At 75.5% G+C, this 22,851-nt stretch carries 18 protein-coding genes and 1 pseudogene; 11 read left to right on the top strand and 8 right to left on the bottom strand.

What is annotated here, in order from left to right:
• Positions 1-18 precede the first annotated feature (18 nt).
• Positions 19-1,422: a DUF6519 domain-containing protein gene (locus tag ABZW10_RS12430; RefSeq protein WP_355363227.1), complete on the top strand. Its 1,404-nt coding sequence runs from the start codon at positions 19-21 to the stop codon at positions 1,420-1,422.
• Positions 1,423-1,534: 112 nt separating this feature from the next.
• Here ABZW10_RS12430 and ABZW10_RS12425 read toward each other — a convergent pair whose 3' ends face one another.
• Positions 1,535-2,728: an NAD(P)/FAD-dependent oxidoreductase gene (locus ABZW10_RS12425; protein ID WP_355363225.1), complete on the bottom strand. Its 1,194-nt coding sequence runs from the start codon at positions 2,726-2,728 to the stop codon at positions 1,535-1,537.
• Between the two features lie 35 nt (positions 2,729-2,763).
• On the opposite strand from ABZW10_RS12425, the pseudogene shc reads away from it, so the two are divergent.
• From shc to ABZW10_RS12390, 7 genes and pseudogenes are all read left to right on the top strand, one after another.
• Positions 2,764-4,727, top strand: a pseudogene (shc, locus tag ABZW10_RS12420) (squalene--hopene cyclase).
• Between the two features lie 154 nt (positions 4,728-4,881).
• Positions 4,882-5,622 (top strand): methyltransferase domain-containing protein, encoded by a 741-nt coding sequence (locus tag ABZW10_RS12415; protein ID WP_355363223.1) that lies wholly within the window; start codon positions 4,882-4,884, stop codon positions 5,620-5,622.
• On the top strand, positions 5,619-6,527 hold the full coding sequence (locus tag ABZW10_RS12410; RefSeq protein WP_355363221.1) for a UbiA family prenyltransferase: 909 nt from the start codon (positions 5,619-5,621) through the stop codon (positions 6,525-6,527). The genes ABZW10_RS12415 and ABZW10_RS12410 overlap by 4 nt, the downstream gene beginning before the upstream one ends.
• A gap of 1 nt (position 6,528) precedes the next feature.
• Positions 6,529-7,599 carry a polyprenyl synthetase family protein gene (locus tag ABZW10_RS12405; protein WP_355363219.1) on the top strand — a complete coding sequence of 357 codons (1,071 nt, stop codon included), beginning with the start codon at positions 6,529-6,531 and terminating at the stop codon, positions 7,597-7,599.
• Positions 7,596-8,930, top strand: coding sequence for a cytochrome P450 (locus ABZW10_RS12400; RefSeq protein WP_355363217.1), 1,335 nt, complete (start codon positions 7,596-7,598; stop codon positions 8,928-8,930). The genes ABZW10_RS12405 and ABZW10_RS12400 overlap by 4 nt, the downstream gene beginning before the upstream one ends.
• Positions 8,927-10,183: an FAD-dependent monooxygenase gene (locus ABZW10_RS12395; protein WP_355363215.1), complete on the top strand. Its 1,257-nt coding sequence runs from the start codon at positions 8,927-8,929 to the stop codon at positions 10,181-10,183. Before ABZW10_RS12400 ends, ABZW10_RS12395 begins: the two co-directional genes overlap by 4 nt.
• A gap of 6 nt (positions 10,184-10,189) precedes the next feature.
• On the top strand, positions 10,190-11,071 hold the full coding sequence (locus ABZW10_RS12390) for a menaquinone biosynthesis protein (protein ID WP_355363213.1): 882 nt from the start codon (positions 10,190-10,192) through the stop codon (positions 11,069-11,071).
• 10 nt (positions 11,072-11,081) lie between these two features.
• On the opposite strand, the gene ABZW10_RS12385 is transcribed toward ABZW10_RS12390, so the two are convergent.
• A complete protein-coding gene (locus ABZW10_RS12385) occupies positions 11,082-11,384 on the bottom strand; it encodes a thioredoxin family protein (protein WP_355363211.1) in 303 nt (100 codons plus the stop codon).
• 16 nt (positions 11,385-11,400) lie between these two features.
• Positions 11,401-11,793, bottom strand: coding sequence for a hypothetical protein (locus ABZW10_RS12380; protein WP_355363209.1), 393 nt, complete (start codon positions 11,791-11,793; stop codon positions 11,401-11,403).
• A gap of 171 nt (positions 11,794-11,964) precedes the next feature.
• Between ABZW10_RS12380 and ABZW10_RS12375 the strand changes: the two genes are divergently transcribed.
• Positions 11,965-13,152, top strand: coding sequence for a CapA family protein (locus ABZW10_RS12375; protein WP_355363207.1), 1,188 nt, complete (start codon positions 11,965-11,967; stop codon positions 13,150-13,152).
• 3 nt (positions 13,153-13,155) lie between these two features.
• Here ABZW10_RS12375 and ABZW10_RS12370 read toward each other — a convergent pair whose 3' ends face one another.
• Positions 13,156-14,082 carry a hypothetical protein gene (locus ABZW10_RS12370; protein ID WP_355363205.1) on the bottom strand — a complete coding sequence of 309 codons (927 nt, stop codon included), beginning with the start codon at positions 14,080-14,082 and terminating at the stop codon, positions 13,156-13,158.
• A 159-nt stretch (positions 14,083-14,241) separates the two neighbouring features.
• Here ABZW10_RS12370 and ABZW10_RS12365 point away from each other — a divergent pair, with 159 nt between their 5' ends.
• A complete protein-coding gene (locus ABZW10_RS12365) occupies positions 14,242-16,137 on the top strand; it encodes a caspase family protein (protein ID WP_355363203.1) in 1,896 nt (631 codons plus the stop codon).
• A gap of 55 nt (positions 16,138-16,192) precedes the next feature.
• On the opposite strand, the gene ABZW10_RS12360 is transcribed toward ABZW10_RS12365, so the two are convergent.
• The 4 genes from ABZW10_RS12360 to ABZW10_RS12345 are packed head-to-tail and all read right to left on the bottom strand — an operon-like array spanning position 16,193 to position 21,471.
• Positions 16,193-19,039: a CHAT domain-containing protein gene (locus tag ABZW10_RS12360; protein WP_355363201.1), complete on the bottom strand. Its 2,847-nt coding sequence runs from the start codon at positions 19,037-19,039 to the stop codon at positions 16,193-16,195.
• Position 19,040: 1 nt separating this feature from the next.
• Complete coding sequence (locus ABZW10_RS12355) at positions 19,041-19,712, bottom strand: RES family NAD+ phosphorylase (RefSeq protein ID WP_355363199.1); 672 nt, start codon at positions 19,710-19,712, stop codon at positions 19,041-19,043.
• Positions 19,713-19,714: 2 nt separating this feature from the next.
• Positions 19,715-20,380: a hypothetical protein gene (locus tag ABZW10_RS12350; RefSeq protein ID WP_355363197.1), complete on the bottom strand. Its 666-nt coding sequence runs from the start codon at positions 20,378-20,380 to the stop codon at positions 19,715-19,717.
• Positions 20,374-21,471: a hypothetical protein gene (locus ABZW10_RS12345; protein ID WP_355363195.1), complete on the bottom strand. Its 1,098-nt coding sequence runs from the start codon at positions 21,469-21,471 to the stop codon at positions 20,374-20,376. The genes ABZW10_RS12350 and ABZW10_RS12345 overlap by 7 nt, the downstream gene beginning before the upstream one ends.
• Positions 21,472-21,769: 298 nt before the next feature.
• On the opposite strand from ABZW10_RS12345, the gene ABZW10_RS12340 reads away from it, so the two are divergent.
• A complete protein-coding gene (locus ABZW10_RS12340; RefSeq protein WP_355363193.1) occupies positions 21,770-22,819 on the top strand; it encodes an alpha/beta hydrolase in 1,050 nt (349 codons plus the stop codon).
• Positions 22,820-22,851 lie beyond the last annotated feature (32 nt).

Below are 22,851 nucleotides of genomic sequence, written 5' to 3'. Positions count from 1 at the left end.
GACTGTGAGAGGGAAACCGTGCACGCAGACTTCTCGCGCCTGACCTTCCGGCCCGGCAGGCACTACTCCGCGGTGCTGACCCAGCAGGGCCGGGTCCAGCTGGACGCCGACGCCAACGAGCAGGCCGCGATCGAGCGCTACCAGCTGCGTACGCTCGCCGCCGACCTGATCGGCCGCCACGGCGGACCGGCCGCGGCGGCCGGGTTCGCGATCGTCCACCTGCCGGGCAACCACGACCTGGACGACCTCGGCATCGGCGGCGGCCGCTACTACGTGGACGGCATCCTGTGCGAGGCCGACCGGCCCGGGCCCGACCCCGCCGTGCCCGACGAGGGTGATCCGGGCGGCGGTGAGGCGGACGTCCGGCAGGAGCCCGCCGGCTGGACGTACTGGGACCAGCCGGACGCCTACCGGGACCAGGAGCGGCCCGGCGACCGGCTGCCCGGCGAATTCCCGTTCCTGGTCTACCTGAAGGTCTGGGAGCGCAGTGTCACGGCCGTCGAGGACCCGGAGATCCGCGAGGTCGCGCTCGGTGCGGCGATGCCCGACACGGCGGCCCGGGCCAAGGTCGTCTGGCAGGTGCTCGCCCTGCCCGCCTCGGAGTTGGGAGCGCCGGACGGCGGGGAGTCCCGGGTGCGGGAGGCCTTCGACGCCTGGGCCGAGGCGCGGGAGCGGCCCGCCGCCCGGCTGGCCGCGCGCGCCCGGCGGCCGGAGCGGGCGAGCGAGGACCCGTGTCTGGCCCACCCGGAAGCCGGCTACCGGGGCCCGGAGAACCAGCTGTACCGGGTGGAGGTCCACCGCGGCGGCTCGGCCGGGGGCGGGGCCACGTTCAAGTGGTCCCGGGAGAACGGCTCGGTCGTCCTGCCGGTCGTCTCGATCGAGGGCGTCTGGGTCGATCTCACCACGCTGGGCGACGACGACCGGCTCGGCCTCTCGGTCGGCGACTGGGTCGAGGTCGCGGACAGCGCCTACGTCAGCCGGGAGGAGCCGGCGGACCTGCTGCAGGTGGCGGAGACCGACCTGCCGGGGCGCCGGGTGCGGCTGTCCGCCGAACCGGTGCCGGAGGTCGGGCGGCTGGCCGGGCGTCACCCCTTCCTGCGCCGCTGGGACCACCGGGCGCCGCGCGGCCGGGACGCCCTGCCGCCGGCCGGCGGTGCGCTGCGGGTCCAGGAGGGGACCTGGCTCGACCTGGAGGACGGCGTCCAGGTGTACTTCCGGCCGTGCGGCGAGTACACCCGGGGCGACTACTGGCTCGTTCCGGCCCGGACCGCCACCGGTTCGGTGGAGTGGCCGCAGAACGCCGCCGGCCAGGCGCTGCTGCGGCCCCCGGCCGGCGTGCGGGTCCACCACGCCCCGCTCGCCTGGGTGACCGGGCCGGCCACGGTGGTCGACCTCCGGCAGACCTTCGCCCCGTTGGCCTGACCACCCCGCGCCCGCGGCCCGTTCAGGGACGGCTACCGCGGTGTCGCGCGGCCGGTGCAGGACGCGCGAACGTACCCGGCTCCCCGACCCCGGCCAAGAGCGGCGGCCACCCCTACCACCAGCGTCGGCGGCCCCGCAGGTAGTCGCTGGTGGCGTACAGCCAGCGCCCGTACGCCCGGGTCACCAGCGGGCTGGGCACCAGGCGGTCCCAGCGCGGCGGGTGGTAGCGGTAGGTGTACTCGGTGGCGGCCAGCCGGGCGATCGGGGAGACCCGCCGGGAGCGGAGGTGTTCGTAGCGGCGCAGCGCCGCGGTGAGGTTCCCCGGCCGGTGGGCGAGCAGCCGGGCGAGCACCCAGGCGTCCTCCAGCGCCTGGTTGGCGCCCTGGGCGACGATGGGCGGCATCGTGTGGGCGGCGTCGCCGAGCAGGGTCGAGCGCTCGCCGCCCCAGACCCGGCGGACCCGGTGGGTGTGGTGCGGGAACATCTCGATCTCCGCCTCCCGCAGGCCCTCCAGTAGCGCCGGCACCGGCGCGGCCCAGTGGGCGAAGCGCTCGCGCAGCAGCGGCAGGGCGGGTGCGTCGGGTGCGTCGGGTGCACCGGATGCCTCGGGTGCTCCGGACACGCCGGGTGCACCGGGTGCGCCGGGGCGCCACGGGAAACTGAACCACCACTGCAGGGTGTCGGGCCCGGCGGGCAGCAGTCCGCAGAAGCCGGCCCGCCCGTTGATCATGAGCCCGTGGTGCGGCCCGGTGATCCGGGAGCGGAGGCCGGTGAGGCCCTGCCAGGTCGCCCAGCCGGCCGGCTCGGTCGGGTCCTGGCCCCACAGGTGCCGCCGTACCGCGGAGTGGTGGCCGTCGGCCCCGATCAGCAGGTCGCCCTCGACGGTGCCGCCGTCGGCGAAGACGGCCTGCACGCCGGAGCCGCCCTCCTTGGCCCGCACGAACCGGCGCCCGTACTCGACGGTGCCCTCCGGCAGGCCGTCGGCGAGGCGGGCGAGCAGGTCGCGGCGCGGCGCGGTGATGCTGGGGTGGCCCAGCCGCCGGGTCGCGTGCCCGACATCGATGGAGTAGAGGTGCTCCCCCGCGTCGGTCCGGTTCTCCAGCCGGTCGATCCGTGCGCCCAGCCCCTCGCCGGAGACTCCGAGCGCGCGGAGGATGCCGACTCCGCCGCTCCAGACAGTGATCGCCGAGCCGGTGGTCCGGGGGCTCGGTGCCTGCTCCAGTACGGTCACCTGGTGTCCGGTCGCGAGCAGTCCCCGGGCGAGTGCCAGGCCGCCGATTCCTGCACCAACTATCAGTAACCGCATGGAAGATGATCCCCCAGTTGTGAATACATCGACGGGTGGGAGCAGTGCGGCCCCAATGCTTTTATAGTACGAACGAGAGCTCCCGAGTGTCACGTCCCACCCGCTACTGGCCACTAGTCCAGATACCGAGGGTTACTATCGTGCGCACTGATCTGAAAGTGGCCGTCTCCCGTGGGGTGGACCACCTGCTGTCGATCCAGGAACCGGACGGCTGGTGGTCCCGCTGTCCGGACGCGAATGTGATGGTCGACGCGGTCGACCTCTTCATCCGCGAGCTGCTGGGGGTGCGCGACGAGGACGTCCTCGCGGCCACCGCCCGCTGGATCCGCTCCCGCCAACTCCCCGACGCCGGCTGGGGCCTGTACCCGGGAGGCCCCGGCGACCTGTCCACCACCGTGGAGGCCTACCTCGCGCTGCGGCTGGCCGGCGACGCCCCCGAGGAACCGCACATGGCGGCCGCGGCCCGTTTCGTCCGCGCCCAGGGGGCGCCGAACGCTGCCGCCTCGAAGCCCACCTGTGGCTGGCCCTGTTCGGCCAGGAGGACTGGCGGGCCGTGCCCACCGTGCTCACCGAGGCGGTGCTGCTGCCGCCGCGCGCTCCGCTCTCGCTCTACCGGATGTCCACCTGGGCCCGGCTGACGATGGTGCCGCTCGGCCTGGTGCACCGCTCCCGGCCCCGCCACGACCCCGGCTTCCGGACCGACGAACTGCGCACCGGCCAGCGCGTCCCACCCGCACTGCCGCCGGCCCTGCGGGCCGTGGACCGCGCGGTCGGCTGGTACAACGAGCACGCGCTCGGCCTGCCGCGCGGCCGGGCCGTCGAGCGCGCCGTCCGCTGGATCACCGACCGCCAGGAGGCCGACGGCGCCTGGCTGGCCTGCAACGTGGCCTCGGTGTTCTGCCTGCTCGGCCTGCACGCCGCGGGCCTGGGCGCCGAGCACCCCGCGATCCGCGCCGGACTGCGCGGGCTGGACGGCTTCGCGGTCCACGAGGAGGGCCCGGACGGCCCGGTCCGCCGGATGAACTGCATGCCCACCCCGGTCTGGGACACCGCCCTGTGCGTGACCGCGCTCACCGACGCCGGCCTGGACACCGACCATCCCGCCCTGCTGCGCGCCGCCCGCTGGCTCGCCGGACAGGAGGTCACCTCGCACGGCGACTGGGCCGTCGCCAGGCCCGGACGGGCCGCCGGCGGCTGGTCGGTCGGCTTCGTCGAGCAGGCCTTCCCCGACTGCGACGACACCGCGGTGGTCGTCGACGCGCTCTCCCGGGTGACGGCCCCCGACCCCGCCGAGGCCGCCCGGCTGCGCGGCGCCGCCGTCCGCGGCACCTCCTGGCTGCTCGCCATGCAGTCCTCGGACGGCGGCTGGGCCGCCTACGACGCGGACAACACCTCGTGGGCCGTCTCCCGCCTGAGCACCCTCGACTTCACCGAACTCACCGACCGGCCCTGCCCGGACATCACCGCGCACGCCCTGGAGAGCCTGGCCCGCCAGGGCCTGGCGGCCGACCCGAGGATCCGGGCCGCCGCACGCTGGCTGGCGCGCCACCAGGACGCGGACGGCTCCTGGTTCGGCCGCTGGGGCGCCAACCACCTGTACGGCACGGGGGCGGCGGTCACCGCGCTGCTGAGCGCCGGCGTCCCGCCGCACAGCCGGCCGGTGCGGCGCGCGGTCGACTGGCTGACGGACCACCAGAACACCGACGGCGGCTGGGGCGAGAGCCTGCGCTCGTACGACGACCCGGCCTGGCGCGGCCGCGGCCCCTCCACCCCCAGCCAGACCTCCTGGGCGCTGCTCGCCCTGCACGCGGCCGGGCTGCCGGCCGACGACGAGCGGGTCGACCGGGGGCTGTCCTGGCTGGTCGCCGCGCAGCGGGAGGACGGCGGCTGGGACGAGGAGCCGTTCACCGGCACCGTCCTGCCGCGGCAGTTCTACATGAGCTACCCGATGTACCGCCACCTCTTCCCCGTCATGGCGCTCGGGCGCTACCAGCGCTGACCCGCGCCACCCCGAAGAACACCGGCGCCCCCCGGACCACCGGCGCCGTCCTCGGCCTGCGCTTCCCTGGACCACCGGCACAGCCCCCCCCCCCCCGGACCGGAGCCGCCCCGAACCATCGGCAACCACCGACGACCACCACGAACGGAGTTCCGTGAAGAAGCCCAGGGTCAAGGCCAACGACCTCACCCAGTACGACGACCTCGCCGACCAGTGGTGGGACCCGCGCGGCCCCTTCGCCGCGCTCGGCTGGATCGCGGCCAAGCGCGGCGAGCTCATCCCGCCCGCCGACCGGTCCGGCGCCCGCCTGGTCGACGTCGCCTGCGGCGGCGGTCTGCTCCACCCGTACCTGGCCGGCAAGGGCTACCGGCACATCGGCGTGGACCAGTCCGAGCGCTCGCTGGAGGTGGCCGCCGCCCACGGGGTCGACGAGACGGTCCTGGCCGACGTCGCCAAGCTGCCGTTCGAGGACGACAGCGTGGACGTCGTGGTCGCCGGCCAGTGCCTGGAGCACGTCCCGGGCCCGTACGCCGTGGTCGCCGAGTGCTGCCGGATCCTGCGCCCGGGCGGCACCCTGCTGCTCGACACCATCGCCGACACCTTCCTGGCCCGGATCCTCATCGTCACGCTGACCGAGAACCTCCCGCTGCCCGGGATGGCCCCCAAGGGCTGCCACGACCACCGGCTCTTCGTCAACCGCCTGCGCCTGGCCCAGACCGCCGCGCTCGGCGGGGTCGAACTGCGGCTGTACGGGCTCTGGCCGCAGGCCCGGGCACTCATCCCCTGGTTCTTCAAGCTCCGGTCGACGGTCCCGATGTTCCCCACCCGCTCCACCAACGTGATGTTCCAGGCGATCGGCACCAAGCGCCTGCCGGCCTCGGGCGGCGCGCGGTGACGGTGGAGTCCGCGACGGCGGCGTCCGCCCGGACCCGGCCGGGCGCGCGGGCCTGGCTGGTGGCCGCCGGACCGCCGCTGGTCCTGGTCATCGTGCTGCAGGGCCTGTACGCGGTGGCCGTCGCCCGCCAGGTCCATCCGCTGGAGCCCTGGCGGGTGGCGCTGACCCTGTTCGTGCTGGTCCCGGACTGCGTCGGCCGGCGCTACGTCAACGACTACGAGGACTACGTGCGCGGCCTCGACAGGACGGACCGGGTCCGCCCCGAGAGCGCCCTCGCGCAGGGCCTGGACATGCGCCGGCTGCGGCTGGCCGGGCTCGGCTGCTTCGCCGTCGCCTGGATCGGCCTCGCCGTGCTCGCCGCCGCCACCTCCTGGTGGCTGCCACCCCTGATCGCGCTCTGCTACCTCGCCTACTTCGGCTACGCGGGCGGCCCCCGGCCGCTGGGCCACCGGGCGCTGGGCGAGCTGCTGGACTTCGTGGTGACCGGCTTCGGCGTCACCCTGATCCTGGCCTGGCTGAACGCGGGCCGCGTCGACACCACCCTGCTGCTCGCCGCCCTGGGCCCGGGGTTCCTGTTCGCCGCGCTGATGCTGCACAACAACGCCCGCGACACCGAGAAGGACGCCGCGGTCGGCAAGACGACCCTGCCGCACGTGGTCAGCCCGGCGGTGACCAAGCTGCTGTACGGCGGCTGCCTGGCCGGCTTCTACCTGGTCGACGCCGCCGTGGCCGGGCGGCTGCACGCGGCGGGCGTGCTGCTGCCGCTGCTCACCCTGCCCTGGGCCGCCGCGCTGGCCGTCTCGGTCGCCCGGTCCCGGATCGGCCCGTCGATGATCTCCTGGGCCTGGCTGTACTACCTGATGATCGCCGACTTCGTCCTCTTCGCGATCGGAGCGTGGATCTGAGATGCCGCCCGCTGGAACCGGCCCCACCCCGCAGGGCCCGGATCTCCCCCGGCTCGCCGGCGACCTGTCGCGCGTCCGCGACCGCGTCGTCAAGGAGCTGACGCTGGACGACCCGGCGATCGAGGACGCCCTGCAGCACCTGGTCCGCCACCCCGGGAAGTTCCTGCGCCCCGCCCTGGTGCTCGGCGCCGCCGACCTGCTCGGCGCCGACACCCCGGCCAGTGAGCAGGTGGTCACCGCGGGCGCGGCGGTCGAACTGCTCCACCTCGCCACCCTCTGCCACGACGACCTGTGCGACCGCGCCGGGGTCCGCCGCGGCGTACCCACCGTCAACGCGCGCTACGGCGACAGCGCCGCCCTGGTGCTCGGCGACTACCTGCTCGCCACCGCCCTCGGCCTCGCCGCCACCCTGGGCCCGGAGGCCGCCGCCGCCGCGGCGCACTGCGCCCGGCGGATCTGCGTCGGACAGCTCGTCGAACTCCGCGCGACCGGCGACCCGGACCGCACCGTCCCCGGCTACCTCGCCGCCGTCTCCGGCAAGACCGCCGAACTCCTCTCCTTCAGCGCGCTGTTGGGCGCCATCGCGGCCGGCGCCGACGAAGGCCGCCGGCGGGCCCTGGCCGCCTTCGGCCACCACCTCGGCGTGGCCTTCCAGATCTGGAACGACCTCGGCGACCTCACCGCACCCGGCGAGGGCGCCGGCCGTGACCTCGGCAACGCCGTCTACACCCTGCCCGTCCTCTTCGGGCTGGAGACGGCCGGCGACCGGCTGCGCCCACTGCTGTCCACTCCTGACCAGAACCACGACCGCGACCACGACCGAACGGTCACCGAGGTGCTCGCCGTGCTGCGCGACTGCGGCGCCCTGCAACGGGCCGCCGACACCGCGGGCGCCCGGCTGCGGACGGCCTTCGACTGCCTGGAGGCCGCCGACCTGCCCCGGCCGCACGGCGTACCGGCGCTGCGCCGGATGCTGGCCGGCCTCCTGCCCGAGGTGGCGCAGCTGCTCGACGCCCCACCCGGGACGGCCCGCTCCGCGAAGGCGGCCCGATCCGCGAAGGCGGCGGGATGAGCACCGCGGCGGTTCCCAGGCTCACGCCCGCCGAGGTGCTGCGGTTCGCCGCCGACCCGTTCACCGGCATGCTGCGCGCCCAGCGCGTCCACGGCGACGTGGTGGAGGTCGGGTACGGCCGCCAGCGCTCGACCTTCCTCTTCGGGCCGGAGGCCAACTCCTTCGTCTTCGCCAACCCCCAGCTGTTCTCCTGGCGCGACTCCTTCGAGGTGATGCTGCCGGTGCTCGGCGAGAGCGCCCTGCTGGTGAGCGACGGCGAGAGCCACCGCAGGCGCCGCCACCTGGTGCTGCCCGCCTTCCACCGCCGCCGCATCGAGGACTACGTCCGTCTGATGGCCCGCAACACCGCGGCGACGGTCGACCGTTGGGACACCGGCCGGCGCGTCGACCTCTACCGCGAGCTGCGCGCGCTGATCCGCCGCAACACCGTCGAGTCGCTCTACGGCTCCCGGCTGGCCGCCCAGAACGACGCCATCGGCGCCCGGCTGCAGATCGCCCTCGACGCCACCGACCTGCCCCTCGGGCTGCAGCTCTTCCTCACCCGCGTCCCCAACCCGGTCACCGCCCGGGCCGAACGGGCCCGCCGCTGGGTCGCCGAGCGGGTCCAGGCCGAGATCGAGCACCGGCGCCGCCACCCCGAACCGGACGGCGACGGCCTCGGCGCGCTGCTCGCGGCCACGGACGGCGAGGGCTGCCCGCTCGACGACGGCGAGATCCAGGACCAGGTGATCAGCCTGATCGTGGCCGGCTACGAGACGACCAGCGCCGCCATGGCCTGGGTGGTGCACGCCGCGCTGAGCACCCCCGGGACGTGGGAGCGGGCCCGGGAGTCCGTCACCGCGCTGCTCGGCGACGAACCGGTGACGGTGGAGGCGCTGGAGAAGCTCGACTACCTGGACGGCGTGGTGCAGGAGGCGCTGCGCCTCCACCCGCCGGTGGTCGTCCTGCCCCGGGTCACGGCCCGGGAGGTCGAGTTCGCCGGCCGGCGGCTGCCGGCCGGCACCCGGCTGGCGATCAGCCCTTACGTGACGCACCGGATGTCCCGGGTCTGGCCCGAGCCCTCCCGCTTCGTCCCCGAGCGGTGGCAGAACGGCCACCCCCTGCACCGGGAGGTCACCCCGGCCGGCTTCCTGCCGTTCGGGGGCGGGCGCCACCGCTGCATCGGCGCGCCGTTCGCGACCGCCGAACTCAAGACCGTCCTCGTGGAGCTGCTCCGGCGGACCGAACTGACGCCGGCCGGCCCGGTGACCCCGGTCAGCATCATGGCCATGCGCCCCCGCCGGGGAGTCCCCGTCGTGGTGCGCCGACGAAAGGCAGGCTCGCACCGATGAGGATCACCATCGTGGGCGGCGGCATCGCCGGGCTGACCACCGCGCTGAGCCTGCACGCCGCCGGCTTCGAGCCGCTGGTGTGCGAGGCGGCGCGGAGCATCGAGGCGGTCGGCGTGGGGATCAACCTGCTGCCGCACGCCGCCCGGGAGCTCTCCGAACTCGGCCTGGCCGACGAACTGGACGCCGTCGCGCTGCGCCCGCGCCGGCTGAACTACTACGACCGGGCCGGCTCGCCGGTGTGGGAGGAGACGCTCGGCGTCGACGCCGGCTACCGCTGGCCGCAGTACTCGGTCCACCGCGGCCGGCTGCACCTGCTGCTGCTCGCCGCCGCGCGCGAGCGCCTGGGGCCGGACGCCGTCCGCACCGGCCTGCGGTTCCGGCGCTTCGAGCAGAGCACGGACGGCGTCCGGGCCCACTTCCTGGACCGGGCGAGCGGCGCCCCGATCGTCGAGGAGTCCGACCTGCTGGTCGGCTCCGACGGCATCGACTCCGCCGTCCGCGCCCAGCTCCACCCGCACGAGGGCCCCTCCCACTGGAACGGCGTGCACATGTGGCGCGGCGTCGCGCCGTACCCGCACGTCCTCGGCGGCCGGTCGATCGCCGTGGCCGGAGGCAGCCCCGGCGCCAAGTTCGTCGCCTACCCCATCGAGGACCCCGCCGCCGAGGGCGGCGACGCCCTGATGAACTGGGTGCTGGAGGTGCGGCACGACCCGTCCGCCGCACCGCTGGACCGCTCCAACCGCCGCATCGCGCCGGCCGAGGCGCTCGCCGGCCTGGCGGGCTGGAGCCTGCCCTGGATCGACCTGCCCACCCTGGTCGGGAGCTCCTCGGCGATCTTCGAGTACCCGATGCTCGACCGCGACCCGCTGCCCCGCTGGAGCTTCGGCCGGGTCACCCTGCTGGGCGACGCCGCGCACCCGATGTTCCCGATGGGGATGAACGGCGGCTCGCAGTCCGTCGTCGACGCCCGGGTGCTGGCCTGGTGCCTGGCCCGGGAGCACGACCCGGTGGCCGCCCTGCGCCAGTACGACGAGCTGCGCCGCCCGACCGTCAACGCCATCGTGCTGGGCAACCGGGAGCTGGGACCGGAGGAGATCATCGCCCGGGCCGCGGAGCACGGCGGTCCGCTGCCCGCCGACCGGGCCGAGGCCATCGCGCGGGGCTACAAGGAACTCGCCCTGGCCACCGTCGCGCAGGTGAACTCCCACCCCTCCTGGACGGTCGCCCGCGACGCCGCCGACCGGGCCCGCTGAGGCGCCATGACGACCGCCCCCTCCCCCCGACGGCCCCGGGTCGGCCACATCGCGTTCCTCAACTGCCTGCCCCTGCTCTGGGGGCTGGCCAGGACCGGCAGCCTGCTCGACCTCGACCTGACCACCGGCCACCCCGGCCGGCTCGGAGCCGCCCTGGTGGCCGGCGAGCTGGACATCGGCCCGATCAGCCTGGCGGACTACCTGGGCAACACCGACCGGCTGGTCGCCCTGCCCGACATCGCCGTCGGCAGTGACGGACCGGTGATGTCCTGCCTGATCGTCAGCAGGGTGCCGCTGTCCCGGCTCGACGGCCGGACGGTGTCGCTCTGCTCGACCAGCCAGACCTCGGTGCGGCTCGCCCGGCTGCTGCTGCGCGAGCGGTTCGGCGTCGAACCCCGCTACCGGGTCCGGCCGCCGGACCTGCCGGTGATGCTCGCCGACGCGGACGCCGCCGTGCTGATCGGCGACCCGGCGCTGCGGGCCGCCCTGCGCCACCCCGCGCCCGCCGGCCTGGAGGTGCACGACCTGGGCCGGCTCTGGCGGGAGTGGACCGGGCTGCCCTTCGTCTTCGCGCTCTTCGCCGCCCGCCGCGACCTCGTGCGGCGGGATCCGGCGACCGTGCGCGAGGTCCACGCCCAGCTGCTGGCCGCCCGGGACCTCGGGCTGCGCGAGGTGGACCGGCTGTGCGGACGGGCGGCCCGCTGGGAGCCGTTCGACGCCGCGGCCCTGCGCCACTACTTCACCCGCGCGCTCGACTACGGCCTGGGCCCGCGGCAGCTGCTCGGCATCGCGGAGTTCACCCGCCTCGCCGGCGGCCCCGCGGCGGGCTTCCCCGCCGATGCCCGGCTCGACCTGCTGAGCGCCTCCCCCACCACCGCCGAGCGCTGACCGCGGGTGCTCAGCGGACCCCGGCCAGCACGCGGCGCAGGGCGGCCTCCCCCGGCACGCCGGACACGGTGCCGTCGGCGCCCCGGTACAGCCGGCACGACAGGCTCGGCACGGCCCCGGGCGGGGCGAACGGGTCGGTACCGTCGACCAGAACGGTCGGCGACCCGTACATGCCCCGCTCGACGGCCTCGGCCTCGTCCCGCACCTCGACCAGCTCCACCTCCGCCTCCCGCCCCTCCAGGGCGGCCTCGACCAGCTCCACCGCAGGCCGGGCGTTGGGGCAGCCCGCCACCGTCAGCACCGTGATCCGCATCCGTCCGCCCTCCGGTTCATTCCTCCGACACCTCTCGACCCCGACCGTAGTCCGCCCGCGCACCGGAGCCGTCATCGGCTCCCGGCGAGAAGGACAGCCGGAACGGCGAGCCGTCGGCGCCGGGCGTCCAGCCCCTCGCCCGGGCGGCCCGGATGCCGGCGGCGACCTCCCACGGCAGGACGACCTCCTCCGGCAGCGGGCGCGGGCCGACGAGGGCCGGACGGCCGGTCTCCACGACCAGCGTCGATCCCGGGCCGACCGCGGCTTCCGCCACATAGCCCAAGGTGCTGCCCTCGTAGTCGCAGCACAGGTGCCGCCTGCCCACCCGCCAGCGGTACTCGACACCGTCCACGACGATCCGGCGGGACCCCTTCCTGGCCAGTACCACCCTGCCGCCCCCGTCCCTCACCCGTCCGCATCCGTCATCTCCGTCCTCGGGAGCCAGTCAACCTGCCCGCAGGACACCTGTCACCGGGTTTCGTCCTCGGGTGACCCCGGGGCGTGGGGGCGCGGAGGAGGCGCCGGGGCGTCGCATAGTCGGAGTGCCGGCGACACCTTCCGATCATGAGATGAGTCGACCATGCGCCTGCCCCACCGACCCGCCACCGCGCTGGCCGTCCCGCTGCTCCTCACCGCCGCGGGCTGCGGCTCCCCGGCCATCCCTCCCCCGGTCGACGACCGCACCCCCGCCACCCCCGCCGTCGCCACCACCGCCACCGGGCCGCGGGCGTTCACGCTCGTCGCCACCGGCGACGTCCTGCCGCACACCGAGATCATCCGGCAGGCCCAGGAGGACGCCGGCGGCACCGGCTACGACTTCACCCGGATGTTCGCCGGCGTCACACCGCTGATCAGCGGCGCGGACCTGGCCATCTGCCACATGGAGACCGTCTACGGCGCCGACGGCGGGCCGTTCACCGGCTACCCGACCTTCAAGTCGCCGCCGCAGGTCGCCCGCGCCCTCAAGGACGCCGGGTACACCTCCTGCGACACCGCCTCCAACCACACCCTCGACGACGGCCCCGCCGGAATCCGGCGCACCCTCGACGCCATGGACGCCGTCGGCCTGGCGCACACCGGCTCGGCCCGCGACGAGGCCGAGGCGGGCGGACCCGCACTGCTCCGGGCCGGCGGCGCCACCGTGGCCCACCTCGCCTACACCTACGGCACCAACGGCATCCCGCTGCCGGCCGACCGCCCCTGGTCGGTCAACCTGATCGACCGGGACCGGATCCTCGCCGACGCCCGCGCCGCCCGGGCGAACGGCGCCGACGTCGTCGCGGTGAGCGTCCACTGGGGCACCGAGTGGCAGGACACCCCGAACGAGCAACAGCTCACCCTGGCCCGCGAGCTGGCCACCGGACAGGGCGAGGGCCGACCGGACATCGACCTGATCCTCGGCACCCACGCCCACATCCCCCAGGCGTACGAGAAGATCAACGACACCTGGGCCGTGTACGGCCTCGGCGACCAGCTCGCCGGCCACATGTTCACCTACGACGGCGCCGAGGACCCGCGCGGCAACTGGAGCTCGATCGCCCGCTTCACCTTCACCCCGCCGAACGCCCCCGGCCTGCGGTGGACGGTCGCCAAGGCCGAGTTCATCCCCCAGCTGACCGACCTCGGCCCGCCCTACCGCGTCCTCGACCTGCGCGAAGCCACCCACCGCGCCCCCGGCCGCACCGACTACGCCCGCGCCCTGGACCACATCCGCTCCGTGGTCCTCAGCCGCGGCGCCGCCTCAGCGGGCCTGACCATGGCCCCGTAGACGCTACCCGGCGGCGCTCACCGCCGCAGCCGTACCGCGCAGGGAGACCCCGAAGCGGGTACGCAGTCGCCGCACCTCCCACCAGGCCACGGCGGTCACGCCGGCCGGTCCGCCGAGGACGGCGCACAGCTGGACGGGCAGCGGGCCGGGCGGCGGACCGCCGAACAGCAGGCCGGTCAGGGCGAGTTCCCAGACCAGCACGCCGGTCAGCACCGGCGGGAGCGCCGCGTGGGCCCGGTCCAGGGTGAAGGCGGTGCGGACCACCGTCGGCGAGGCAAAGGCCACGAACATCAGCACCCAGATCGGCACCGCCAGGACCAGCAGGTCGAAGACCTGCCCGAGCAGCAGGGTGTGGACCGACCCCTGCACCCGGTCGGCGAGCCACAGCAGCACCGGCACCGCCGAACAGGCGCCCACGTACTGCAGCGCCATCCGCACCGCCGGCCGCACCCGGGCCCGCATGGCGGGCCGCGCGTCCGGTCCGGCGAGCCGGAACAGCACCCCGACCACCACCGGCGCGCTCACCAGCACCAGCCACGGCGTGATCAGCAGCCGCAGCTGCACCTGATCGCCGATCCCTCCCCAGTCCTCCGGCGTCCCGTACACGACCAGCACCACGAACCCTGCCGCGAGGGCCAGCCGCGCCCGCACCCTCTGCACCCGCAGCACCGCCAGGTCGGTCATCCCCTGCGGCCCGGCCACCGTGAACACCCGCCGCGCCAGCCGGCGGGCCGACCGGGCCATCGGGTAGAGCCCCAGGAACATCAGGAACGGCCACAGACAGAACAGCACCGGCACCAGGACCCACCCGCTGACCGCCCGCCACACCGGCGCCACCAGCTCCCGCAGGGTCGGCCACTCCTCACCCCGGAACCGCTGCCGCAGCGAAACGTCCCGCCGGGGAAAGGAGTTCTGATTTCCGTACGTCACACCAAGTTCCTCACGCGCGCGCTGCCCGTTTGCCGACACCCAGTCAACCCTGCAGCGCCGCACCCTACTGCCGCCCGCCCGCACCCCGCCCACCACCCGCCCACCATCCGCCCGACGAACGACCCGCGCCCGACCGGCCCGGGCTGGAAGGATCACCGCATGCGCACCGTCTACGCCCTCCTCGTGGGCATCGACCGCTACCCGACCAAACCGCTCAAGGGATGTGAGAACGACATCCGCGCGGTGGAGGCCTGGCTGACCCGCCGACCCGGACCGCCGACGCGGATCCGGACGCTGCTCAACGAACAGGCCGGCACCGCCGCGGTGCGCCAGGGCATCCGGAACCACCTGGGCCGGTGCGGGCCGGGCGACACCGCGCTGCTGTGGTTCAGCGGCCACGGCGCCTCCCGCCCCACCGGCGACCCGCGCGAGGCGACCGGCCGGTACCAGGCGCTGGTCTGCCACGACAGCCTCACCGAGGGCGGGCGGGCCCTGCTCCAGGACACCACCCTCGGCCCGCTGCTGGACGGACTCGCCCGGGGCGGCACGCACGTGGTCGCCGTCCTGGACTGTTGCCACGCCGGCGGAGCGAGCCGCGACGACGACCCGGGCCTCACCACGCGCGGCGTGGAGTGGATGCCCTGGTGGGACGCCGAGCCGGCCGCCGGTCCCTCGACGCAGCCGCCCACCGGGCCGTCCGCCGGCACGCCGACCGGCGCCCGGGGCGCGGGCGGCACCGGCCCGGAGCCGCCCCGGCACGTCCTGCTCGCCGCCTGCCGGCCGCAGGAGAAGGCCCACGAGGGGCTGATCGACGGCACCCACCGCGGCCACTTCAGCCACGCCCTGCTCGACGCCCTGGAGCGGCTCGGGCCGCACACCACCTACGGCCAACTGCACGCGCTCGCCGAGGAACAGGTCCGTCGGCGCACCTCCGGCCCCCAGCACCCCGAGCTGCGGGGCGCCGAGAACCGCCGCTTCCTGCACGGCGACGAGCTCACCTCCGCCCCGTTCGTACTCCGTTCCACCTCGGCCGGCTTCGAGGTCAACTGCGGTCTGGCGCACGGACTCCGGCGCATCGGCGCCGAGTTCACCCTGCTCCCGGACGCCGGCACCGACGCCTCACGAGCCGGCCGGAAGGTCGTGGTGCGCGAACTGCGGCCGGAGTCGGCGCTGGTCGACCCGGTCGGCTCGTGGGCCCGGCGGGAGGACACGGGCGCGGCCTACCCGGTGACCCCGTCCGCGCTGGCGTTCCCGCCCGCGGCCGTCACCGTCTCCGGGGACGACCGGGCCGCGGTCCGGCTGGTCGAGCGGGCGGTGGCCGCCGCGCCGCTGCTCGCCCGCGGCGGCGACGGCCTGCCACTGCGCGTGGTGCTGCGCGACGGCGCGGCCGAGGTCCTGGGCGCCGGTGGCGACGCCCCGTTCCTGCCGCTGCGCTCCGCGGCGGACGCGACCCGGCTGGCCGACTTCCTGACGCACGTCACACGCTGGCACCGGATCAGGGACCTCGCCAACCCGGACCCGTGGCTCTCCACCCTGCTCCGGGTGACCGTCGACTCCCCCTCGGTCGGCACCTTCCGGCGCACCGGCACCGGCGAGATCGTCTGCTCGTACACCCGGGACGGCCGGCCCCCGCAGCTGAGGGTCCTGATCCACAACGACTCCGACCGCACCCTGTGGTGCACCCTGGTCTCCCTCAGCACCGACTACGCCGCCACGACGGACAACTACCCGGGCGACTTCGTCGTCGGTCGGTACCGGGGCGTCGCCCGCGCGAACGAGCCGGTGTGCTTCCAGTTGCCCCACACACAGCCGCCGCGCAGCGGGGCGTCCACCGTCGACGTGCTCAAGGTGATCGCGGCCGAGAACGTGCTGAACACCGTGCCGTTCCAGCTCGACGCGTGGACCGGATGGTCGGCCCGCTCGGCCGACCCGGCCGACAACGGACCGCTGGTCCACCTGGGTCCGCCGAGCGGCGACCGGGTCGCCGGGGCGGCACCGGGCGGCCACGGACGGTGGGGGACGGCCTCGCTGGTGGTACGGACCGAGGTTCCCTGAGCCGAGGAGCCGAGGAGCCGAGGAGCCGAGGAACCCGGGCCGGCCCGGGCGGGGTTCACCAGCCGAGGTGCGTGAACCCCGCCCAGCTCACCAGATCGTCGGCCCGGACGCCCGGCACCTGGGCGGCCAGTTCCGGAGCCATCCCGGGCGGCGCCTGCCGGCGGTCGTCCAGGTACCACGCCTGGGCGCGGCGCAGGGCCTGCCCCGGCGACAGGCCCTCCCGGCTCAGGTAGTGATGGGTCAGGTACATCAGCAGCGAGGTCGCCTCGTCGGGCACCGGCCAGAGCGAGCCCAGCACCGAGCGCGCGCCGCTGACCAGGAACGCGGTGGACAGGCTGTAGGCCTCGTCGTAGCCGCGCCCGGAGACGTTGGTACGGCAGGCGGCGAGCACCACCAGCTCCAGCGCACGGCGGCCGGTGAGGTCCTCGGTCAGCTCCTCGGCGGCCAGGGTGCCGCCCGACAGCGCGAGGTAGGCGCTGTGCCGCTCGCCCTCGCGGACCGTCCCGTGGCAGGCGAGGTGCAGCACGCCGCCGCGCTGGCGCCGCAGCCAGTCCCGGACGGCCGCCGGGGTCGCGGTGCGGGCGTCGAGCAGGGCGCCCTCCGGGTGGAAGTCGCGGTGGACGGCGGCGGCCTCCGCCCCGGCGTGGTGCAGGTCGCCGGTGGGGTTGCCCACCACGAGCACCTCACGGGCCGCCGACGCGGGCCGCGCGGCCACCTCGCACAGCAGCCGGGCGGAGGGGATGTAGGAGACGGTGGCCTCCTGGCAGGCCCGGCTCCGCCGACCGCGACGCCCGGTGACGCGCGCCGCGTGCCAGGGCACCAGGGCGAGTTCCGCCATCGGGACGAGCACCAGGGTGGGCGCCCGGCCCGGGCTGCGGCCGACCCGGTCGAGCAGCGGGCCCATCACCGCCCGCCCCGCCCAGTCGCAGAGCTCCGCGAGGGCGTCCGCCCGGTCGGCGGCCGTCCCGGCGGCGGGCCCGGCGGGCGCGGGCCCGCCGGGCGGCGCACCGGCCACCCGTCCCGGGGTCCCGGCGGCCCGGTAGCGCGTCAGCGGCGGGGCGTCCGTCCTGAGCCCGTCCAGCACGATCGCCTCGACCCGGCCGTTCGCGTGGACCAGCAGCGCGGCGCCCTGGCCCATGTCGTCGCCCGCCAGCAGGTACACCAGCGCCGTCGCCCCGAGCGCGCGCAGCGCCGCCCCGATCTCACCGGGCTCCGGGGTCTCCAGCACCCGCCCGCGCACCGGCGAGGCCGCGAGCGTCTCCAGCACCCGGCGCCGCAAGCGGCTCGACGGCCCCGCGGGCGAACCGGGCGCGGACAGTGCCGCGCCGTGGTCGACGACCGGTTCGGCTCCGGCGGCCCGCCACTCCCGGGCCAGGTCCGCCCGGTCCAGCGAGACCAGCAGGTCGGGCACGGTGGCGCTCACGGTGGCCGCGTGCAGGGCGAGCCCCCGGCCGGCGTCCAGCGCGCGGACGGCGTCCTCGTACGCGCCGTCCGCGAGGCTCCAGCGGGCCACCTCGCGGGCCTGCGCACCGGCGAGGCGGGCGACCTCGGCCGCGTGGGCGGTACCCGACTGCAGCAGGACGCCCCAGGCCGGGGCCCGCAAGGCGTCGAGGCCGAGGCGCCGGGACTCCGCGTGGTCGCCGCCCGCGGACCCGGCGCGGACCTGACGCGTCCGGCCCCGTCGGCGAAAGGCCTGGGCCAGACTCATGGTCGTGGCGCCCCAGAGGGTGTGCTCCGGTCCCCCGGCCGCCCGCGCGGAGTGTCTCAGCAGGGCGATGCCCTGGTCCAGGTGGTGCCGGCGGAGACCGGGAGGCATAGGGCCCAGCTCCGGTGCCGCGCAGTGGGCGACACCCAGGAGGTGGGTCTGGCGGGTCCAGTTGTCGCTGTCCGGGTCGGTCAGTTCCAGCGCGTCCTCCACGAGGGCCATCGCCTCGGCCAGCAGGACCCCGTCCCCGGCGGCCAGCGCGTGCGCACTGCGGCCGATCGCGGCATCCGTGAGCGCGTCGGCCCTGGGGCCGGGCGGGAGCAGCGCGCAGTGCCGGCGGATCTCCTCGATCGGGGCCGGGGCGGTCAGGGCGTCGGGGGTGAGCTTCCAGTCCCCCTCGCCGCCGCGTCGGGCCCGCAGCGCGCGGAGGTTGTACTTGGCGGTGTCGATCACCGTCATGAAGCTCGCGCGGTCCATGAAGTCGGGCGGCAGTTCGGCCAGCGCCGCTTCCATCTCCCGGATCGCCTGCGCGAGCGCGGGCTCGTCCTCGCGGCGGGTGGCCTGGCTGGATCGGAACATCGCCAGCTGCGCTGGGAAGACCTGTCGCGTCCCGGGGGCGGCGAAGACCGGTCGGTCCGCCAGGCGGACGAGTTCGTCGACCGCCTCGTCGAAGTCGTCCTGACCGCCCGCGATCTGGGCGAGGTTGAACAGCAGGGAGGCGCGCATGAACGTGAGCGCGCCGTGGGCATCGCCGTCCTGCGGCACGTCCGCGAGCAGGCGGTCCACCTCGGCGAGGGTCCGCTCCAGCTCGGCCGGGGACGTCAGGTCGCCCCGCGCCTGCAGCCCGGCGGCCAGCGCGCCGATGTCCGTCTGCCAGGGCTTCCCGGTCGGCCCGTGCGACCTGGCGGCGGCCAGCAGTTCGGCGTCCCGGCCGTGCAGCGGCGCGTTGCGGTCGAGCTGGAGCAGCGGCAGGACGGAGATGATCTGGCCGGCGCGCATCCCGGACAGCAGTGTGCCGGCCGGCAGCGCCTTCCAGTCGCGGTAGAGCAGTTCGAAGGCTTCGTCGCCGGTGGCGCAGCCGAGGTGGTCCAGGACCGTACCGGTGATCCGGTTCATGTCCTGGGCGAGGAGGAGACCGCCCCGGGACGCCTCCTGGATCTCGTACAACAGCACGTGGAGGTCGTAGTCCGCCGCCATGTCAGAGCCACCTTCCGGGCTGCTTCGGGGAGGTCCGGGTGAGGTACGGGGAGAGCGCCGCGTTCAGCCATTCCTCGCCCTCCTCGGTGCCGAAGTCGACGGTGTGGCCGGTCGGTTCGAGCGGTGCGTCGCCGCAGCGGTCCTCGAACAGCACGACGACCCGGTCGGCCGGCTCGCGCTTCGACGGCCAGACGAAGCCCTGGGACCAGGTCTTGGTCCGCTCCCTGATCCAGTGGCCCCAGTCGCGGGTCTGCGGGTACTCCAGGCCCTCGGCGTGGATCAGCCAGGAGTCCTGTCCCACGGCGGCCAGTTCCGTACCGGACATCAGGGAGACCGCCTGGACGGACTCGCGCAGTCGCAGCACGGACAGGCTGCGCCGCTCGAAGGCGGCCCGCTGGAGCAGTCGCGGGCCTCCGCTCGCGTCGAACGGGATGGAGCGCAGCAGGACCTCGCAGAGCGCGGCGCCGGGGCCGAACCCGGCGTAGAGGAAGCCGTACTCGTCGTTCGGCGTGCCGTCGAACCGGCCGCCGTCGTAGAGCGCCTTCGCGGGGACGGAGTTGAACGCGACCGGGGAGCGGTGGGTGGAGTGCACGCGGTAGAGGGTCGTTCCGGCGGCCAGGACGGCGCGGATCGGCTCGCCCGGCAGGCTGTCGGGGCAGGGGTACCTCGGCACGACTACTCCTCCCCGTCCAGGCCGGCCAACGCCCTGGCAGCGCCGAGCAGTTCGGCGTCCCGGCCGCGTCCCAGCAGTTCGGCGGGCGCGGCCCCGAACAGGCTGTGGCCGGAGAGCCACCAGTCGGCGGCGCCCCAGGGGTCGGCGTCGGCCCGTAGGGCGGCGTTGACGTCCAGGACGACGGCCCAGGGCATCAGGGCGGCTTCGAACTGGAAGGCGGGCAGCCGTCGTCGGCCGTCCGGACCGGTCAGGACGACGAGCCTGGGGTCGATCTCCTCCCAGACCGGCCGGACGACGGCCGGCGCGGCGAGGAGCCGTTCGCGGATCGGTCCGAGCAGCGGCCCGACCATGGGGTTGCGGTCGACGACGAGCAGACAGAGGTCGGCGGCGCTGTAGCCGTCGTGGCGCGGGTCCGGTGAGGCGTCGGAGAACCGCGCGCCCTGCGCGTCGGCCCGCAGCCGCTCGGCCTCGTCGGCCGGGAGTCCGTCCAGCACCGTCGCGACGGCACGGGCGGCGAGCGTGCGGGCGTCGGCCTCGTCGGCGCCCGCCACCGTCCTGAACTCGGCCAGGATCGGTACCAGGGCCCGGCGCGCGCCGGGGTCGAGCAGGGGCGACAGCCGCGACCAGCTCGCGGCGAACCCGGCCAGCAACGCCACGGCGTTCACCACGGCCGTTCTCCTTCCGCCGGTCCGCCGGAGCACGCGGCCGCGCCGTCGGGGGGCAGCTGCTCGGCGCCGAGGAACCTCGCCAACTGGTCCGCCGTGTCCGGGCGGCGGACGATGAGGTGCACCTCCCGGTCGGGACCGCCGTCCGCGTCGAGCACGGGCCACATGGCCCCGACGCTGGCCTCGACCGGCAGGCCGCCGCGGCCGGCGCCCAGCAGCGGGAAGCAGACCGAGCGCAGCGGGGGCGTGCAGGCGGCGCCCTCCCGAGACATCAGCTCCAGCACCCGGGCGGCCGCGTCGGCGACGCCCTGCGGTGTGGTGTCGTAGTCGTTGGTGCCGGGCCTCGGCGCCGTCACGGCGGCGTGGTAGATCCGCCGCACGCCGCGTCGGGCGAGTGCCCCCGGGGCGGTCGCCAGCACGGCCCCCGGCGGCACCGGCCCGGCCGGCAGCCCGCGCTCGTGCCGCGCCGCCGCCAGGGCGTCGGCGAGGTGGTCGGCGACCACCTCGCCGGTCGCGTCGCGCCCGGCCGCGGCCCGCCGCAGCGAGGCGGCCACCGAGGACTTGTAGACCGGGGGCAGCTCGAAGTGGGTGTTGCTGGGCGAGACGACCACGTCCACGCAGCGCAGCCACTCGACCGGGTGAATGTGCAGCAGAACCCGCCGTGCGCGCCCCTGGCGATCGATCCGCAACTCGCGGTGCTGGCGGTAAGGCGCGGGCACCGTTCCGCCCGCCCCCGGAACGTCGCGCGCGCCCGCCCCCGCGATCCAGCACAGCTGCTCGACCACCTGGGCCAGGACCGTCCCCTCCTGACTCTTGCGGAAGCGCTCGGTACTCAGGCTGTAGACCCGCGCGGCGCGCTTGCGCCGCTCCGCCGCCACGCTGTCCCGCATGCCCGGCGCGAGCCCGAGCGTCAGCTCGGCGGCCTCCTGGAGGTCCCCGCCGCCCAGCCGGGAGACCGCCTCGCGCAGCAGCTTCTCCACCTCGACCGGCCAGGCCTCCACGACGGCCCCGGGCGCCGAGACGGCCATCCCGCGAAGCAACGGAAGGTCCAGGTCACGGATCCGGACCAGCCCCTCGGAGCGGACCAATTTCACCTCGCGGAGAATCGACGCAACGTCAAACTGCGGAGTACCAGCCGTCATACGGCAATGATCGAGCGCGGAACAGCATCGCGACAAGTTCCCCCCGCTGCCTCGATGCTAGGGCCGCCGGCCCCGCCCGCGACCCCGCGCGCCAGGTCGTTTCCCGGTCGCGCGCCGGTCGGCCCCCGCCGACCGCCACGGAACCCGAACGGCCGTGCGGGTTCACTCCCCGTGCGCAGCGCGAGGTGCTGCCGGCGCTCGGGTGTGCACAGGGTGGTTGCAGCCTCACCCCATTCGAAAGGTTGGAATCATGGGCATATCACTGCCCCGTTCCCCGCTCCTCACCGCCGCCACGGTGGCACTCGCCACCTGTGCGGTCGCCGCCACCGCCGCCCCCGCCCTCGCCGCCCAGGCCGGGGGCGGGCCGAGTGGTGGCGGTCGACCGGGTGGCGGGGGGAAGCCGACGGTGGTCCTGGTGCACGGCGCGTTCGCCGACGCCTCGGGCTGGGACGCCGTCGTCGAACGCCTGCTCGCCGACGGCTTCCCCGTCCTGGCCCCGCCCAACGAACTGCGCGGCGTGGCCAACGACGCCGCCTCCGTCGCCGAGTTGCTGAAGAGCATCATCGGCCCGATCGTGCTGGCCGGCCACTCCTACGGCGGCGCCGTCATCACCCAGGCCGCCGCCGGGAACCCGAACGTGCAGGCCCTGGTCTACGTGTCGGCGTTCATGCCCGACGTCGGCGAGTCCCCGGCCGAGCTGTCCGCCAAGTTCACCGGCAGCGAGCTCGGCACCTCGCTCAACCCCGTGCCCTTCAAGGACCGCGGCGGCAGCGGCACCGACCTGTACATCAGGAACGACAGGTTCCACGACGTCTTCGCCGCCGACCTGCCCGAGTCCCGGGCCCGCCGGATGGCCGCCGAGCAGCGTCCGGTCTCCGAGGCCGGGTTCGGCGAGAAGCTCACCGCCGCCGCCTGGCACGACATCCCGTCCTGGTTCGTCGTCTCCGGACAGGACAAGGCCATCGCCCCCGACCTCGAACGCTTCGAGGCCGAGCGCGGCAGGTCGCGCACCGTCGAGGTCGACTCCTCGCACGTGTCGATGATGTCCCACCCCGACGTCGTCACCCGCCAGATCCGCGAGGCCGCGAGCACGAGCCGCGGCGGAAGCGACGGACGCGACGGACGCGATGGGCGCGACGGACGCGATGGGCGCAACGGCCGCGACGGCACGGCCCCGGCCGAGCTCGCGGCCACCGGCTCGCCCGCCCAGGCCCTCGCCGCCGTCGGCGCGGCCTCCGCCACCGCGCTCCTCTCCGGCGCGGTGCTCGCCCGCGTCGCCCGCCGCCGCGGCACCCGCTGAGCACGCCCGCCGAACGCCCGCTGTCCGCCCGT

It is taken from the genome of Kitasatospora sp. NPDC004723 (genome assembly GCF_040609255.1).
Lineage (GTDB): Bacteria > Actinomycetota > Actinomycetes > Streptomycetales > Streptomycetaceae > Kitasatospora.
Note: the sequence above shows the minus strand (reverse complement) of the source record. Positions and strands in the feature narration are given on the sequence as shown.